This is a genomic window from Deinococcus sp. AB2017081, assembly GCF_034440735.1.
Classification (GTDB): domain Bacteria; phylum Deinococcota; class Deinococci; order Deinococcales; family Deinococcaceae; genus Deinococcus; species Deinococcus rufus.
This window is the reverse complement of record NZ_CP140098.1, coordinates 836,000-852,641: the sequence shown is the minus strand read 5'-3', so window position 1 is coordinate 852,641 and position 16,642 is coordinate 836,000. Positions and strand designations below refer to the sequence as shown.

The window sequence follows — 16,642 nt, the reverse complement described above, 5'->3', positions numbered from 1 at the left end:
GGACGAATGAACTGAAACGATACACATGCGGCGGCGACGGCGTCGTCCTGCACTGTCATTTTCAGGCCATGACCACCAGAGCCGGCCAGGTCACCCCGGCCGGCCCAGCGGCGGACGCTGCGGACGCTCAGGTCGTCGCGGCCGTGTCCTCCGTGCTCGCGGCACCTTCGGGGCGCAGCAGCGGGAACAGCAGGACGTCTCGGATGCTGTCACTGTCGGTCAGCAGCATGGCCAGCCGGTCGATCCCGATGCCCAGCCCCCCCGCCGGGGGCATCCCGTACTCCAGCGCCAGCAGGAAGTCCTCGTCCTGCGGGTGGGCCTCGTCGTCGCCGGCGGCCTGACGCGCACTCTGGGCCTCGAAGCGCTCGCGCTGGTCGAAGGCGTCGTTGAGTTCCGAGAAGGCGTTCGCCAGCTCGAAGCCCGAGCAGAACACCTCGAAACGCTCGGTCACGGCGTCGGTGCGGGTGCGGTGGCGCTTGGCGAGCGGGCTGATCACCGCCGGGTGATCCATCACGAACGTCGGGTTGGTCAGCAGCGGTTCCACATACTCGCCAAACAGCTTGTCCAGCAGCTTGTACGCCGGCACCCCCTTCCACTGGGGATAGCGGGCGTCGCAGAAGGCCCGCAGCCGATCCAGATCCAGCGGGTCGAAGTCCAGCTCCGGCACGTGCTCGCGCAGCCCGCCGATGTAGTCCACCCGCGCGAAGGGCGGCGTGAAGTCCAGCGCCTTGCCCTGGTACTCGAAGGTGTACGAGCCGTGCACTTCCATCGCCAGACCGCTGAGCAGATCCTCGACCAGCTGCGCGATATCGCTGTAGTCCACGTAGGCCCAGTACAGCTCCAGCATGGTGAATTCCGGGTTGTGTGTCCGGTCGATACCCTCGTTGCGGTACACCCGGCCGACCTCGTAGACCTTCTCGAAGCCGCCGACCAGCAGCCGCTTGAGGTACAGCTCCAGGCTGATCCGCAGCTTGAAGTCATGCGACAGCGCGTTGTGGTGCGTCATGAACGGCCGGGCCTCGGCCCCGCCGGCCGTGACCTGAAGGGTCGGCCCCTCGACCTCCATGAAGCCCCGGTCGTCCAGTTCGCGGCGGATGAAACGGATCATGCGGCTGCGGGCCTGGAACTTCTCGCGGGCACCGTCGGTGACCATCAGGTCGAGGTAGCGCCGCCGGGCCCGCAGTTCCTCGTCCTGGAGGCCGTGGAACTTGCTCGGCAGCGGGTGCAGGCTCTTGACCAGCGGCTGCCACCCCGTGACCTTCAGCGTGAGCTGCCCGGTCTTGGTCACGAAGGGATGCCCGGTCACGCCGATGATGTCGCCCAGGTCGATCTTCTTCGTGGGATCGAAATTCTCGGTGTCCTGCTTGCTGAAAAACAGCTGCAGCTTGCCGAACTCGTCCTGAAGGTCGAGGAAGGCCGCCTTGCCCATGTGGCGCAGCAGCGTCACGCGGCCCGCCAGGGCGTACACCTCGTCCGGCCATTCCTGCCCCGGCTCCAGCCTTCCCTCGGCGTCGGCCGGATGGGCGGCGAGCACGTCGCGGGCGTGGTGGGTGCGCGGGTACGAGTAGGGGTGTGCCTCGAAGCCGGCCGCCACCTGCGCGTCCAGGTTGTTCAGTCGGGCGACGGTCTGCTCGTGCAGGCCCTCGGGGCGCGGGGAACGGGGGGAACCGTCGGTCATGGGGGGAAGTATAGGGATGCAGAGGGCAGAGAGCAGAAGGCAGACGGCTAAACATCTCTTGCCGTCTGCCCTCTGCTCTCTGCGATCAGTACTCGATGCTCTTGACCTTGTATTTCATCTGCTTGCCGTTGTCGAGGTTCACCACGAAGGCGTCGCCCTTCTTGCGGCCCATCAGCTCCTTGCCCACCGGGCTGTCCTCGCTGACGCGCGGCAGGCTGCCGCCGGTGACGGTCGCCTCGGGGGCGGACACGACCTGCACCTTCATGTCCTTTTTCGTGGTCTCGTTGCCCAGCACGACGATCGCGCCCAGCTCCACGCGGCCCTCGTTCTCGTGATCCTCGATGACGGTGGCACGCGCCAGGGTGTCCTCGAGTTCATCGATGCGCGCCTCGATGTTCATCTTCTCGCGCTTGGCGTCCTCGAGGCCCGTGTCCTCGGTGTCGGAGCTGGTCTCCATCTGCTCCTGGAGGATGCGGGTGGCCTCGGCCAGACGGGCCTGCTCCTGCGCCAGCGTCTTCTGGAGGCGTTCGAAGCCCTCCCGTGTGAGTTTCACCTGTCTGCTCATCGCTTGCGCCACTTCGGCCTCCGAACCTGCTTGGGTGTCCCTGTGGGGACGGGTGTGGGTAGATTGGTGAGAATCAGCGCGCATTCTGCCACACGCCCCACCGGCTGGCAACGCACACCCACCGGCTCATGCCGGAAAACGGGCGTCCGTGCCGACACGCACGCGCCGCACGCGCAGCGTCACCATGACCAGCACGCACAGGGCGATGCCCAGTCCGGTCAGGATCACGGGCACGGCGACCGGCCCACTGCGGGCAAAGCCCAGCCCGATCCCCCACGGCACCAGGATGCCGCCCACGCTGCCCGACACCAGCAGGAACGGCACGAACCGCACCGGCAGCACCTGAGCGGCCCAGACCATCGCCGTGCCGAAGACCGGCCCCAGAGCCAGACCCGCCAGCGGGTACGTGTACGGTGCCAGCGCCGGAACCGTGCCCAGCACGGCCGCCACGGTCGCCAGGGCCGCACAGCCCAGCACCAGCGGCCCCGGCTGGAAGCGGGCCCCGAAGGCGCTGGCCAGGGCCCGGCCCAGCGTGAATCCGCCCCAGTACAGGCTGACGATCAGCGCCGCCTGCCCCACGCCGATGCCGGTCATGTGCTTGCCGCCCCACGCACCGAAGCCCACTTCCAGCCCCACGTAACAGATCAGCATGACCACGAACAGGGTCATGGAGCGGCCCACCCGGTGCATGGGGGCCTGCGCCTCCGGGCGGGGCATGGCCGGCACGCCCCAGATCCGCGCCGCCAGCAGCGACACCGTCGCCAGCCCGGCCACGACGACAAAGGGCCACATCAGGCCCTGCGGCGCGAGCCACGCCGCGACCAGCGGCGAGAGCATGCTGGCCAGCCCGAACAGGGCGTTGGCAAAGTTGATGGCCCGCGTGCCGGCGGCAGCCAGGTACGCGTTCACGGCGCTGGACAGGCCACCCTGCGCCACCCCGCCCACCACCGCCGCACCGACGGCCAGCGGCCAGCTGGGCGCAAAGCCCACCAGCAGCGCCGCCACGGCCAGCAGCAGCAGGCATGCGACCACGACGCGGCGCGTGCTGATCCGCGTGAGGATCACGCCAGCCAGCGGCGGTGAGATGGCCGAGCCCACGAAATGGGCGCTGGCGATCACGCCGACCGACGCGGTGCTCACCCCGAACTGCTGCTGGAAGAAGGGAAACAGGGGGCCGTACATGGGTTGCAGCACGCCCAGCGCGAAGAACGCCGCACCACCGGCCCCCAGCAGACGCAGCGAGAGTGGGGCCGGCGCGACAGTCACGCCTGGGACGCTAGCACCTGTGCCGCCCTCCTGCATGGGACTGTCCACCGGCCGTCCAGACGTTGTTCAGCCGGGCAGGACGAAGGTCAGGGTGCTGCCCTGTCCCGGCGTGCTGGCGACCTCCAGCTCCCCACCCGCCAGTTCCACGCGCTCGCGCAGGCCGAGCAGGCCCAGGTGACCCGCCTGGGCCTGCGCCTCGGCCTGCTCGGCCGTGAATCCCCGGCCGTCGTCGCTGACCGCCACGCGCACGTGATCCTCCCGGAAGGCCACGCGGATCGCGGCGGTGTGCGCCTGCGCATGCTTGTCGACGTTGTTCAGCGCCTCCTGCGACAGCCGGAACACCGTGAGCTCCGCTGTCGGACTCAGGCGGCGCTCCTGTCCGCTGATCTCCAGGCGGGTCTCGGTCTGGGCCTGCGAGGCCAGCCACTCCAGCGCGGGCAGCAGCCCCAGGTCGTCGAGCACGCTGGGGCGCAGGTTGCGGGCAAAGCGCCGCACGCTCTCGATGGCGGCGTTCAGGTCACCCAGGATGTCGTCGGCGCGGTCACGCTGCTCACCACCCAGATCACGGGCCAGCCTCGCCACGCGGCGGGTCGTGGCCGTCAGCACCTGCGCGGTGTCGTCGTGCAGCTCCCGGCTGATGCGCCGGCGTTCCTCCTCCTGCGCCTGGGTGAACAGCGTCAGGTAGGTGCGCAGCTCGGTCTGGCGACTGGTCGCGGCCTCCAGGGCCTGCCCACGCCGCGTGATCTCCTCGGCCAAGGTCTGGAGTTCCGACAGGTCGCGGGCGACCAGCAGGACGCCCTCGCCGGCCCCCACGGCACTCAGGCGCACTTCCAGGCGGTATGGGCCGACCTGGATCTCGGCGCGTCCCCCCGCCAGACTGGTCGCCGCCGCCATCCACGCCACGCGCAGCACGTCCTGGGTCGCCGGGGTGGGCAGCGCCAGCACCGGCGACCCCACCAGCGGCCCCGTCAGCGGCTGGAGCAGCCGCACTGCTGCCGGGTTCGCGTAGGTGATCCGCCCACGCACGTCGGCGCTCAGGATCAGGTCGTGTGCACCCTCGGCCAGCTGGCGGTAGCGGGCTTCCTCGCGCTCCAGAGCGGCCAGCAGGCGCTCGCGGGTCAGGGTCAGGGCCATCTGGTCGGCCACCGAGCGGGCCAGCGCCAGCACCCGGTCGCTGGGCGGATCGGTGCCGGGATCGTCGGCGTACAGGAAGCCCAGCACCCCACGGCCGTCACCCTCGCCGCCGTGCAGCGGCACGATCAGGCCGCTGCCCGCCACCGGCAGACATGCCCGGCGCGTCAGCGGGCGCGGCCCCCGCCCCAGCTGCGACAGCAACGATGCCAGCTCCTCGGGGCGGGGCGGGTGGAGGTTGTACGTCGCGCAGCGCACCACCACGCCGTATTCATCGGTCAGGGCGATCAGGCCGCGCCCCCCGTTCATGGCCAGGGTCGCCAGCCGCGCCGCCTCGGCCAGGGTCTCGTCGCCCTGATCCTCGCCCAGCAGACGGCCCACGTTCAGCAGCACCGCCGATTCGCGCTCGCGGCGCAGCTCTTCCTCGTACAGGCGGGCGTTCTCGATGGCCAGCGAGGCCTGCGCGGCGAACACGCCCAGCAGCGCCTGGTCGTCGTCGTCGAGCGGCAGCACGCCTTCCCAGTACAGGGTCAGCACGCCGAACACGCCCGCCCGCGTGACCAGGGGCAGGCCCACCACGCCCTTGTAGGGGTACTTGCCCTGTGCCAGCAGCTGCCGGGTGTAGCGGCTGCCGCCCCCGTAGTGCTCGGTGTTCAGGTCGCGGGCCGCCACCACCTCGCCCCGCTCGGCGGCGCGGCCGGTCACGCCCGATCCCACCTTGGCCCGCACGCGCAGCACGTACTCGCTGGGCAGCCCCACCGCCGAGCGGATGTTGAGCGTCCGGCCGTCGGGCTGCTGCTCGTAGACCGCCGCCGCGTCGGCGCGGAACAGCGTCATGGCGCGCTCCAGCACGCGCGGCAACGTGTCCGAGAGGTGCAGGCTCCCCGCCAGCGCCGCCCCCGCCTCGCGCAGCGCCTCGGCGGCCTCGCGTTTGCGGGTCTCCAGGGCGTACAGCCGCGCGTTGTCGATGGCCAGCGAGGCCTGCTCGGCCAGCGCCAGCACCAGCCGGCCATCGTCCTCGGTCGCGCCCGCGCCCGGCGAGCGGGAATCCACATACAGCAGGCCCAGCGGTCGCCCCCGCGCACTCAGCGGGGCCAGCACCGCCGCCTCCGGCCCGAGTTCCGCCAGACTGGCGGCAAAGGGCGTTCCCGCGTCCCTCACGCGCTCGTAGCGGATCGCCTCGCCCCGGTTCATCAGCCGCTCGAAGGTCAGCGGCCCCACGCCGATGCCGCCGGTGAACGACTCGTCGAAGCCGTAGGTATAGACCTCGCCGGTGCGGGCCACGCCCTCCACGACCTCGTCGAACAGGCCCACGAAGGCCCGCGAGAAGCCCAGCGCCAGCGCCGCACTCTGCGCGGTCACGGTCAGCACCTGCGGCAGTTCCAGGCTCCCGCCCAGCCGCCGCACCAGCCCCTCGACCGTCTCCGCGATCCGCCCGTGCCCGCGCCGTGCCTCGCGGGCCTGCACCCCCTCCAGCGCCAGGGTCAGCAGCGGCGACACCGTCAGCAGCGCCGCCATCCCGTCAGGCCGCGCCCCCACGAACTCGATCACGCCGCAGCCGAAGGGCAGGGCGGTCAGCATGCCGTCTTCCAGCAGCACCCCCTCTGACAGGGCCCGCCCAGCCAGCGTGCCGTCACTGAGCCCCAGGCCCCGGCCCTCCTCGGCGACCACCTCCAGATGCGCGTCCTGCACCACCCACACCTGCACGCCGTGGGCCCCGGCCACCTCGCACGCGAACCCCGCCAGCGCCGCGCCGAACTGGGGAACGGTCGAGGCGTTGGTGAGGGGGATGGGCAGGGGGGGCAGAGTTGTCATCTTTGGCTTTTCTCGCGTGCGGGCGACTTGAAGAGCTGGGGAGCAGAAGAGAGGGACGCACGTGTTCCGTGACACTGCTCACTCAGCTGGCAACGAATCTTGATGCCATTCCGAATGGTCACACGCCCCCTCACCCCGACCCTCTCCCCTGGTGGGAGAGGGAGTAGAGCTCACACCATCTTCGGGTCGATCCAGCCTCGCTTAATCCCGTACAGCACGGCTTCCGTCCGGCTGCCGACGCCGAGTTTGGAAAAGATGTTCGCCAGATGCACCTGCACGGTGCGGGGGCTGATGTCGAGGTCGCGGGCGATCTCCTTGTTGGTGCGGCCGGTGGCGGCCACGCGCAGCACCTCCAGTTCGCGGGGGCTCAGGTCGTCCTCGGGCGGGGTGGGGGTGGTGTTGGCGCTAAAGCGTTCCAGTACCTTACGGGCCACGCTGGGGTGCAGGGCACTTTCACCCGCCGCCACCGCCCGCACGGCCCCCAGCAGGTCGTCCTCGCTGGCGTTCTTGAGCAGGTAGCCGGCCGCGCCCGCCTCCAGCAGGGCGAAGACGTAGGCGTCGTCGTCGTAGCTGGTGAGCACGAGCACGCCCACACCGGGCTGCTCCTTCTTGATGGCGCGGGTGGCCTCGATGCCGTTCATACCGGGCATGGACACGTCCATCAGGATCACGTCGGGTGTCAGGGCGCGGGCCCTGGTGATGGCCTCCTCGCCGCTGCCGGCCTCGCCGACCACATGCAGGTCGCTCTCGCCCTCCAGCAGTTCGCGGGTGCCCTTGCGCACGACAGGGTGGTCGTCCACGAGCAGCAGGGTGATGGCGCGGGACGTCTCCGATTCCGTGTCGAGCATGGGCACAGGATACGGCGGGGCGAGTGGGAGTTACGGTGCGGGTGGGGATGGGAGTGACGGTGGGGCGGCGGGCGAACGGCTAACCCCTTCGCCCCCAAGGGGAGGCAACGAGCACATCATCGGCTCCCCCAGGGGAGCTGGCGGCGAAGCCGACTGAAGGGTCGTACGCCGCCTCACCGCACAGTCCCAGACAGCACACACCCCCACACCGCCTGGCGCGGGTGGGGGTGCAGGTCAGAAACGGTGCTCAGCTCTTGCTCAGATCCTTCCACAGGGTGCCGGTACGGAAGGCGACCATGGGGTTGAAGGTGTCCTTGCTGATGCCCTTGACGGTATCGCGGTACGCGATGATGCCGGGGTTGCTGGGCAGCAGGATGTAGTACGCCTGATCGAGCGCCCGCTCGGCCACCTGCTTGTACAGCTCGTTGCGCCGGGCGGTGTCGGTGGTGCTGCGGGCCTCGGTGATCCACGTGTCGATCTGCGAGTCGGTCACGTTGATGCGGGGATTGTAGTACCCGGTGCTGGCGTAGAAGGTCGTGATGAAGTTGTCGGCGTCGGCGTAGTCGGGTGCCCAGCCGGTCATGACCATGGCCTCGGTGCCCTGGTTGCTGCCCTTGATGATCTCGCTCCATTCCTTGGAGACGATGTTCACGCGGAACTTCGGGTTCAGGGACTCGATGTTCTTCTTGAGCATCTCCATGCCGGTCTGCGCGGACACGCTGCCGGCGCGGTACGACACGTTCACGGTGAAGCCCTGCTGCCACACCTGACCGTCCCAGGCCTGCTGGAAGGCAGCTCGGGCGGCGTCCAGATCGAACTTCGCGCCGCTCAGCTCGGTGTCGTAGCCGGGGAAGCTGTCGGGCAGGAGGACGTTGCGGGCGTCACCCTGGCCACCCTGCACCTGCTTGATGTAGTCGGGCACGTCGAAGGCGGCGACGAAGCCGCGCCGGACGTCCGCGTCGCTGAAGAAGTTCGCGGGGATGCCCTGCCCGTCCAGCTTGCCGCTGCCGATGGCATTGCCCTTGATCGCCTGGTTCATGCTGATGCCGAAGGCACTGGTATCGGGCAGGCCGTCCAGGATGGCAATCCCGTCCTTGCCGCGCAGCTGGGCCTCGATCACGGGTCGGCCGCCGGTCTCGATCAGGTCGGCGTCGCCCTTCTCGAAGGCCTGGAGGCGGGCGGCCTGTTCGGGCACCTTCTGGATCAGGACGTTGGTGATGGAGGGCTTGTCGCCCCAGTACTCGGCAAAGGCGGTGGCGGTGACGGCGGCGCTGGTCTTCTCGACGAGCTTGTACGCGCCGGTGCCGCTGGGCTGCTGCGACAGCGGGCTGCCGGTCAGATCCTTCCCGACGGCGGCCTTCCACGTGGCCTCGGTGCCGTCCCACTCGCCGATCTGGGTGGCGTGCTTGCTGTCCACGATGCCCTGGCCGGTGTAGGCCAGCTTGGCCAGGAACGCGGGGTCGGCCTTGGGCAGTGTGAACACCAGCGTCTCGCCGTCGCACTTCACGGCGTCCGTGATGCGCTGCCACGTGATGCTCTGGTCGTCGTTGGCGTTGCTGGCGGTGCCCAGCAGGCTCTCCGACAGGAACCAGTTGCCGCTGTCGGCCGTGTTGGTCACGAGGTTGCGGCGGAAGGTGTATTCGGCGTCGGCGCAGGTGAAGGCATTGCCGCTGTGGAACTTGACGCCGTCGCGCAGCGTGAAGCGGTACTCGCGCCCGCCCTGGTTCTCCTGCCACTCGGTGGCGAGCAGCGGCTCCAGGTCACGGATGGAGTTGCCCTTGTAGGTCAGCAGCGTCTCGTAGAGGTTCTCGACGATCTGACCGCTGCCGGTGTCGTACGAGGTGCCGGGATCCAGGGTCGGGATGTCGGCACTCTCCTGGACGACCAGGGTGCTGGCCGTGCCGGCATTCGTACCGCCGCCGCACGCCGCGAGCGTGAGCATGAGGGTGGTCAGGCCGAGGGCCGTGCGGATCTGGGTGGACGGACGCATGAGGACTCCTATATCTGACGCAAGAATGACGCGTCTGGGAGAGGGAAAATCGAGAATTCTTGAACCCGGTTCAATCTCCGGGGTGCCCTGTAGCGTAGTGAGCGCAGATGAGAGGGCGCTGGCAGTCCGCTGAAGTCTGCCCGGCACGCCGCCAGATTCGGATCAGCCACACGCCACGTGTCCAGGACTGTCGGCCAGCACACCGAACACCCGAAGTGAGAGGCCACCCACAGCCCCCGACCAGGGAACCGGGTAAGGTCGTGCTCATGTCCGAGACCGCCCCCCCCACCTCCTACCTGCTGCGCGGCACGGCGGCCGGGAGCACCCTGAGATTCATCGGCATGGACTCGACGCGCATCGTCGAGGACGCCCGCCTCCGCCACGACCTGAGCAAGACGGCAACCGCCGCGCTGGGCCGCACCCTGACCGCCTCGGCGCTGCTGAGCGTGGTGCTGGGCAAGCGCCACGACAGCCGCGTGACGGTGCGTGTCGAGGGCGATGGCCCCGTCGGCTGGATCGTCGCCGAGGGCAGCGCCGACGGGCGGGTGCGCGGCTACGTGCGCCAGCCGCATGCCGACCTGCCCCTGCGCGAGTCCGACGGCAAGCTGGACGTGAGCGGCATCGTCGGGACGGATGGCGAACTCGCGGTCACGCGGCTGCTCGACAACGGCGAGCCGTACACCGGGAGCATCCGGCTGGTCAGCGGCGAGATCGCCGAGGACGTCAGCGCGTACCTGGGTGTCTCCGAACAGATCCCCAACGCCGTGCTGCTCGGCGTGTACGAGGAGGGCGAACGCGTCACCTCTGCGGGCGGCCTGCTCGTCCAGGCCATGCCGGGCGCGACCGACGAGACCCTGTCCCGCCTGGAGGCGAACATCCGGGCGATCGGGCAGATCACGACCGCGCTGCGCCAGGGCGGTCTGCTGTCGGTCATGGAGCGCGCCGCCGACGGCCTGGATCTGACCCTGGCGGCAGACGCGCAGGACGTGCGCTTCCAGTGCCGCTGCTCACGCGAGAAGGCCAGCGACTCCCTGAAGTTCTTCAGCGCCGCCGAACGCCAGGAGATGATCGACGACGGCGGCCAGGAGATCGTGTGTCACTGGTGCGGCGAGAAGTATCACATCAGCCCCGACGAGATCGCGGCGCTGGACGCGACGGAGACGCACGCCCGGGCGTAGGGGACAGGGATGACGGGATGGGGCTGCGGAATAACCCCTCAGTCGGCTGCGCCGCCAGCTCCCCTCAAGGGAACCCAACGAGCAACATCCTTGCCTCCCCTTGAGGAAAATCGTAGAGCTGCGGAGTAGAGGTGCCCCAAACGGGCGGAGAGGTTAGGACGCCGCCCCGCCGAACTCTCCCCTACTCATCCCCATCCCTCATCCAGCGCCTCCACCCACCCATGCCCCGGCCGCGTGCGCTCCAGCGCCCCACGCAGCCACGCCCGGGCCGCCGTGTCCAGCATGGGCAGAACCCGCTCGAAATCCGACTGATCCTTGCCGCGTGGCTCCCGGCCGGCGGATCCGGCCTTGAACAGCAGCACGATCTCCGGGGCGAGGTACGGCAGGCCGTGCGGCCCCACGCGCCGCGCCTCGGCCAGCGGGCGGGTGATGGCCGGATCGCGGCGGTAGTGCCACAGGCCGCCGCTCAGGTCGGTCAGCATCAGATCCACCATCAGCACAGCGGGCAGGTCCGGGTGCCGGGCGTGGATCTGGTGCGAGGGCGGCTCCAGGGGCGGGCGGAACGGCTGATAGGCGCCCTTGACCGAGGCGTCGAGACGCCAGCCGCGCAGCACGTCTGGGAGCTGCCCCTGCGCCTCACGGGGAATCTCGATGTCGAGGTCGTCGTGAACGCGGGTCACGTGCCCGGCGTGCAGATCGAGCGCGTAGCCGCCCGCGACCGTCCACGGAGCGTCCAGCCCGGCCAGGGCGTGGGCGGCGAACTGAAGGGGTGAGAAGCCGATCCGGCGGGCGTCATGCTTCAGCGCAGCCGGGAGGAGCGCACCGTCGGCCGCCAACCGGCCATGACGCACATAGATCTGCCGGTACGCTGCCGAAGCGCGTGGATCGTCCGTCAGCAGCCGGCGCAGCGCAGACTGGGCGGCCCGCCAGCCCGCGCTGTGGTCGCAGACGACCAGCCGGTGGCCCGCCGGATGCCGCCACGTCTGCCCCGATTCCGGCACGTAGCCCAGGGCACCCAGCGCCGCCCGCTGCGCGTCCGTGGGCACCTCCGGCAGCAGATCCAGGTGCAGTTCCGGTGCGTCCAGGTCGGCCAGGGCAGGCACGCTGCCGGGGCCGCCCACCTGCACGTGAAAGACCCCGTCCTGGCGGTCACGCTCAAGGAAGTCCCCCAGGGCACGCCGCAGGTCGGCCGCTGCCATATCGAGATCGGGCATGGGCACAGCTCAGCACGGCGGCCCGCGCCCTGCATCGGCCATGTGGCGCAGGCATGGCAACGCGCAACCAATGCTCAAGTCACGACGGGCCGCCGGTGGGGATAATGCACTCATGAATGGCAGAGTCGGCGCGGTCATCCTCGTTCTCGTGGGTCTGGGGCTGGGAGCCACGCTGCTGCGTGATCAGGTGCCGCTGGGCACCTCGCAGACGGCTCCAGCCGCCGCACCGGCCCAGAACCCCGTGGCGGCTGAGGCGGGCGCGAAACTCCAGAACGAGCAGAACACCATCGACGTGGTCAGCCGCTTCGAGCCGGGGCTGGTGTTCATCAGCACCGAGTCCGAGGTGGTCAGCCAGAACCCCTTCGGCATGATGTTCGGCCAGCCCGACACACAGGTGCAGCAGGGCGTGGGCAGCGGCTTCTTCGTGAACGACGCCGGCGACATCCTGACGAATTACCACGTCGTGGCGGGCGAGTCCAGCTCGGGTGCCGCGCAGAAGATCAGCATCCGGGTCATGGGGCAGGATCGCAGCGTACCCGCCCGCGTCATCGGCCTCGCGCCGCAGTACGACCTGGCGCTGATCCGCCCCGAGGGTCTGGACGCGAAGTTCATCCGGCCCATCCCGCTGGGCGACAGTGACACGCTGAAGGTCGGGCAGAAGGCGATCGCCATGGGTGCGCCCTTCGGCCTGGATTTCAGCGTCACCGAGGGGATCGTGAGCAGCACCGCGCGGCAGATCCCCATCGGTTTCGGCGGAGCGGGCGGGCAGGGCATCACCCAGAAGGCGATCCAGACCGACGCCGCGATCAATCCCGGCAACTCGGGCGGGCCGCTGCTCGACAGTGGCGGGCGCGTGATCGGGATCAACACGCAGATCATCAGCCCCGGCGTGCAGGCGGGCGGCACCGGCCAGAGCGCCGGCGTGGGCTTCGCCATTCCGGTGAACGCGGCGAAGAACCTGCTGCCCCGCCTCCAGGCGGCGAAGGGCGGAATCATCACCGCGCCCCGCATCGGCGTGGTCGCGGGCCTCCAGGTGCAGGGGCAGGGACAGAACATCCCGGTCGGCCTGAGCGCCCTGAGTCCGCAGGGCAAGGAACAGCTGAACCTCCCCGAAAGCGGGCTGGTCGTCGGGGAGGTCACGCCCGGCTCACCCGCCGCGAAGGCGGGGCTGAAAGGTGGCACCGACACGCAGGAGTTCCGGGGCGGGCAGATTGCACTGGGCGGCGACGTGATCACCGCCGCGAACGGGAACCCCGTGGACGGCGTGGAGGATCTCCAGGCCGCCCTGATCGACCGCAAACAGGGCGACACCGTGACCCTGAAGGTCTGGCGGGCCGGGCAGACGCGCGACGTGACGATCACCCTGGACGCCAGCTCGTTCCAGTAACGGTCCGTCCGCTGGGCATACTGAGCCCATGAGCGTTGACCTGACCACCCGGATCTGGTCGCGGCTGCGCCCGGACGACCGGGCGTGGCTGGAGTCGCTGGCCCGCCTCGCCGGCCCGGACGCCCGCGTGGCCCTGGTGGGCGGAGCCGTGCGCGACGCGCTGCTGGGGAGCACGCCCCTCGATCTGGATGTGGTGGTCGAGGGCGTGGACATTGAGGCCCTGGCCCGTGCCGCCGGCCTGCCGCTGACCTTTCATCCCACCTTCCAGAACGCGACCGTGACCCTCCCGGACGGCCGCACCGCCGATCTGGTGCGGGCACGGCGCGAGACCTACCCGGTGGCCGGACAGAACCCGGTGCCCACCCCCGGCACCCTGGAGGACGACCTGCGCCGCCGCGACTTCGGCGTGAACGCGCTGGCCCTGACCGTCTCCCCTGCTGGGCCGGTGGCTGTGCTGGACGTGGCGGGCGGCCTGGACGACCTGCACGCCCGCACGCTGCGGCCCCTGCACCGGCACTCCTTCTCCGACGACGCCAGCCGGCTGGTGCGCGGGGCACGGCTCGCCACCCGGCTGGCCTTGGAGGCCCATCCCGAGCTGCTGGCCCAGGTGCCGGACGCACTGGAGCTAGCCGATCGGACGCCGCGCCTGTGGGCTGAACTGAAGCTCCTGCTGGCCGAGCCACGTCCGGGGGCCGCGCTGCACACCATGCGGGCGTGGGGCGCAGGATCGCTGCTGCCGGACACGCCGCTTCTGGACGCGCTGGACGACCTGCGTGGGCAGGGACAGACGGTCACGCCACAGACCTACGCCGCCGCCCTGCTGCACGCCTCGGCCGAGCCGGACGCGCTGGCCGCCCGCCTGGAACTCGGAGACCGGCCCGCCGCGCTGCTGGCCCGCGCATGCTCGGACACCTTCTACCCGGACGGCACACCCGAACGGCAGCTCCGTGCCCTGCTGCGCCCCGACGCCCACGTGCCGCTGACCGGGAAGGACGTGCTGGCGCTGGGCGTGCCGCCGGGCCGGGCGGTGGGCGAGGCGCTGGCGCATCTGGCGGGACTGCGGCGGGCGGGACAGCTCCACAGCGAAGGCGACGAACGGGCTGAACTGCGCTCATATCTGGCAGGCAAACGCCCACGGCGCGGCCCGTAGAATGCCGGTCATATGGGCCTCATCAACCTCCTGACCTCGAACCCGCTGGCGTTCGTGATCATCGCGGCGGCACTCGTGCTGTCGCTCGCCTTCCACGAATTCGCGCACGCCTACGTGGCCGACCGGCTGGGCGACCCCACGCCCCGCCGCTATGGCCGCGTGACGCTGAATCCCATCAAGCACCTCGATCCCTTCGGCACGCTGCTGCTGCTGCTCGCGGGCTTCGGTTTCGCCAAGCCGGTGCCGATCAATCCGAACAACCTGGGCCGCTGGGGCACGCTGTGGGTGGCGGCCGCCGGGCCGATCAGCAACCTGCTCATCGCCGTGCTGACGGCCGTGCTCATGAAGGTCTTTGCCGGGAACTTCCTGGCCGTGCAGATCCTGGGGATCGTGCTGGGGATCAACGTGGTGCTGGCCGTGTTCAACCTGATTCCCATCCCGCTGCTGGACGGCAGCCGCATCCTGGGAGCGCTGGTGCCGTCGCTGGGCCGCAGCTTAGCGCAGTTCGAGGCCCAGCCCTTCTCCTTCCTGATCGTCATGGCCTTCATCTATCTGGCCCGCGACCCGATCGGCGTGATCATCAACAACGTGCAGAACTGGGTCGAGCGACTGATCGGGGTGTAGGCAGGTCAGCACGGGGGGCAGGGGCGGACATCCGTTCCTGCCCCCTTCGCTGTCAGCGCAGGTTGAACATCATGGCGACGTGGGCGCCGGTGCCGCCCAGCACGAAGAGGTGCCAGATCTCGTGAAAGCCGAACACACCCGGGCGCGGATCCCAGCGCTTCGTGCCGTACACGACGGCGCCCAGCGAGTACAGGACGCCGCCCACCGCCAGCCAGACAATCGCGCTGGATGGCAGGTTCCGGGCCAGCTGCGGGATGAAGGCCAGGGCCAGCCAGCCCATGCCCACGTACAGCAGCGTGCTGATCCAGCGCGGCAGCCGCATGGTGACCAGCTTCAGGACGATGCCCGTCAGCGCGATGCCCCAGATTACCCACAACACCCCGTCCCGCCACGCCCCCTGGAGACCGAAGTACGCGACCGGCGTGTAGCTCCCGGCGATCAGCAGGAAGATGCCCGCGTGGTCGAGCTTGCGCAGCCACAGCAGACCGCGCTCGCTGGGAAAGAACGAGTGGTAGCTGGCGCTGGCGGCGTACAGCAGCGTCATGCTGACCACGAACACGACAAAGGGCCACAGGGCCAGCCCGCGCGCGTGTGCCCACCACAGCAGCGGCCCCAGGATCAGCAGCGCCGCCACCACGCCCGCCCAGTGCGTCAGGGCGTTCACGGGTTCGCGGGGAGTGGGGAAGCGGGGCGGCATGGGGGCAGGGTACTCCGCGCACGGGTGGCGAGCCGTCAGCGCGGTGGGGATTCAGACGGAGCGCGTAGTGCACTCCAGCGCGAGATGTCGTCTGACCACGATGACCGGTTTACCGAAAATCGCTGATCTTGAAGCGGGAAATACCATCGTGGTGGCCCACGAGAATCGTCTGACCGTCGCGCGAGAAGGACAGTTCGGAGGTCTGCCCCGAAACCTCAGTCATGTACTGGAGTCCCTTAAGGCTTCCCTTCTTGAAATCGACAAGGTAGAGATAGCCGTAGTCGCTGAACACAGCCAAACTCCCGTCTCCGTTGAGCGCAGACGACAGCGTGTCGGCAGCAGCATCCGTACTGAAGGCGTCTACAGAATCCAGCGAGCCGGGCAGCAGATAGAACGCATTCTCTGTACCCGTCACGAGAAACGAGCCTGAATCCCCACTTTTCGCAATGCTTGTGACGTATTTCTCAGTCTCGAATTTCTTCACGACTTTGCCGGACACCACGTCAATGACCTGAACTCCGCCCATGCATGAGGCAGCAATGACGCGCTTGCCGTCACGGCTGTATTCCAGAGAATTCGCATCAGCCTGTGTACAATCCCCGATTTCCCGGATCGCCCCCGTGTTCAGATCAACAACATTCACTCCACCGTCTCCGAATACAGTGAGCGTTCCTCCGTCCGGTGAGAACCTCACGCCCTCATAGGACGTCGCCACCCTGAGCGAACGGATGCGCGCCCCATCCTTTGGACTGAGCAGCGCCAGACTATTTCCGTCCCGAATGGCGATGAGCTTCCCGTCCCGGCTGCTGTCGAACGCGCCATATGCCGCATCGGACAGCTTGACCTGCCATTTCGGCTTCCACGTTGCCAGTTCATAAGCGAAGAGAGTCGAGCCGCTCGTGAAGTACGAGACACCATTGACCGGATCGCTGCGAACGCCATCTGTGTGGCTTACAGGAATGCTCTGTAGCTTACCCAGGAGCTTGACCTGTGCGGCCAGCGCAAATGAGGAGGCCAGAGTGAGAGCCGTCGTCACAGCCAGAACACACACAGTGGACGTGCGGGCAGAAAATATCAGCTTCATCGCCGCCAGACTACG

The 16,642-nt window shown here is 69.1% G+C and carries 13 protein-coding genes; 4 read left to right on the top strand and 9 right to left on the bottom strand.

Going from position 1 to position 16,642, the window contains the following annotated elements; translation table 11 throughout:
* Positions 1 to 127: 127 nt before the first annotated feature.
* The 6 genes from lysS to U2P90_RS04095 all read right to left on the bottom strand — a co-directional run bounded on the left by lysS (position 128) and on the right by U2P90_RS04095 (position 9,293).
* Positions 128 to 1,678, bottom strand: a complete 1,551-nt coding sequence (gene lysS / locus U2P90_RS04120) for a lysine--tRNA ligase (RefSeq protein WP_322473915.1) — start codon at positions 1,676 to 1,678, stop codon at positions 128 to 130.
* Positions 1,679 to 1,763: 85 nt separating this feature from the next.
* A complete protein-coding gene (locus U2P90_RS04115; protein WP_295821889.1) occupies positions 1,764 to 2,243 on the bottom strand; it encodes a GreA/GreB family elongation factor in 480 nt (159 codons plus the stop codon).
* A gap of 126 nt (positions 2,244 to 2,369) precedes the next feature.
* Entirely contained in the window at positions 2,370 to 3,509 is a 1,140-nt protein-coding gene (locus U2P90_RS04110; RefSeq protein ID WP_322473914.1) for an MFS transporter, read from the bottom strand.
* A 66-nt stretch (positions 3,510 to 3,575) separates the two neighbouring features.
* On the bottom strand, positions 3,576 to 6,455 hold the full coding sequence (locus U2P90_RS04105) for a GAF domain-containing protein (protein ID WP_322473913.1): 2,880 nt from the start codon (positions 6,453 to 6,455) through the stop codon (positions 3,576 to 3,578).
* 170 nt (positions 6,456 to 6,625) lie between these two features.
* The gene (locus U2P90_RS04100) at positions 6,626 to 7,303 is read right to left on the bottom strand and encodes a response regulator transcription factor (RefSeq protein ID WP_322473912.1); all 678 of its coding nucleotides are present in this window, start codon (positions 7,301 to 7,303) and stop codon (positions 6,626 to 6,628) included.
* Positions 7,304 to 7,550: 247 nt separating this feature from the next.
* Positions 7,551 to 9,293, bottom strand: a complete 1,743-nt coding sequence (locus U2P90_RS04095) for an ABC transporter substrate-binding protein (RefSeq protein ID WP_322473911.1) — start codon at positions 9,291 to 9,293, stop codon at positions 7,551 to 7,553.
* A 266-nt stretch (positions 9,294 to 9,559) separates the two neighbouring features.
* On the opposite strand from U2P90_RS04095, the gene hslO reads away from it, so the two are divergent.
* Positions 9,560 to 10,471, top strand: a complete 912-nt coding sequence (hslO, locus tag U2P90_RS04090) for an Hsp33 family molecular chaperone HslO (protein ID WP_322473910.1) — start codon at positions 9,560 to 9,562, stop codon at positions 10,469 to 10,471.
* A 185-nt stretch (positions 10,472 to 10,656) separates the two neighbouring features.
* Here hslO and U2P90_RS04085 read toward each other — a convergent pair whose 3' ends face one another.
* Positions 10,657 to 11,685, bottom strand: coding sequence for a nucleotidyltransferase domain-containing protein (locus U2P90_RS04085; RefSeq protein ID WP_322473909.1), 1,029 nt, complete (start codon positions 11,683 to 11,685; stop codon positions 10,657 to 10,659).
* 112 nt (positions 11,686 to 11,797) lie between these two features.
* Here U2P90_RS04085 and U2P90_RS04080 point away from each other — a divergent pair, with 112 nt between their 5' ends.
* From U2P90_RS04080 to U2P90_RS04070, 3 genes are read left to right on the top strand one after another with little or no spacing between them, the layout of a single operon-like run.
* The gene (locus U2P90_RS04080) at positions 11,798 to 13,072 is read left to right on the top strand and encodes a S1C family serine protease (RefSeq protein ID WP_322473908.1); all 1,275 of its coding nucleotides are present in this window, start codon (positions 11,798 to 11,800) and stop codon (positions 13,070 to 13,072) included.
* Between the two features lie 28 nt (positions 13,073 to 13,100).
* On the top strand, positions 13,101 to 14,222 hold the full coding sequence (locus tag U2P90_RS04075) for a CCA tRNA nucleotidyltransferase (protein WP_322473907.1): 1,122 nt from the start codon (positions 13,101 to 13,103) through the stop codon (positions 14,220 to 14,222).
* 12 nt (positions 14,223 to 14,234) lie between these two features.
* On the top strand, positions 14,235 to 14,846 hold the full coding sequence (locus tag U2P90_RS04070; RefSeq protein WP_322473906.1) for a site-2 protease family protein: 612 nt from the start codon (positions 14,235 to 14,237) through the stop codon (positions 14,844 to 14,846).
* Positions 14,847 to 14,898: 52 nt separating this feature from the next.
* Here the strand turns inward: U2P90_RS04070 and trhA are convergent, their stop codons facing one another.
* Positions 14,899 to 15,543, bottom strand: a complete 645-nt coding sequence (gene trhA, locus U2P90_RS04065; protein ID WP_322473905.1) for a PAQR family membrane homeostasis protein TrhA — start codon at positions 15,541 to 15,543, stop codon at positions 14,899 to 14,901.
* Between the two features lie 109 nt (positions 15,544 to 15,652).
* On the bottom strand, positions 15,653 to 16,627 hold the full coding sequence (locus U2P90_RS04060; protein ID WP_322473904.1) for a WD40 repeat domain-containing protein: 975 nt from the start codon (positions 16,625 to 16,627) through the stop codon (positions 15,653 to 15,655).
* Between the last annotated feature and the right edge of the window lie 15 nt (positions 16,628 to 16,642).